The 307-nt window shown below is 54.7% G+C and carries 1 rRNA gene; it reads left to right on the top strand.

The features are described from left to right. Nucleotides 1-80 precede the first annotated feature (80 nt). Nucleotides 81-307 (top strand): 23S ribosomal RNA (locus ACLWS4_RS38375); the annotation flags it as partial.

Here is a 307-nt window from a genome sequence, read left to right as displayed (position 1 = left end):
CACTTGACGTGGTATTCGGATCATCGAGGGTGTGTGACTGGTCGTTGTTTGAGAACTGCACAGTGTACGCGAGCATCTTTGGCCAAGTTTTTAAGGGCGCACGGTGGATGCCTTGGCACTAGGAACCGAAGAAGGACGTGGGAGGCCACGATAGTCCCCGGTGAGCCGTCAACCAGGCTTTGATCCGGGGGTTTCCGAATGGGGAAACCCGGCAGTCGTCATGGGCTGTCACCCATAACTGAACACATAGGGTATGTGGAGGGAACGCGGGGAAGTGAAAAATCTCAGTACCCGCAGGAAGAGAAAA

The sequence above is a fragment of the Kitasatospora sp. SC0581 genome, assembly GCF_048159585.1.
Taxonomy (GTDB): Bacteria; Actinomycetota; Actinomycetes; order Streptomycetales; family Streptomycetaceae; genus Kitasatospora.
This window is presented reverse-complemented; position numbering and strand designations above follow the sequence as displayed.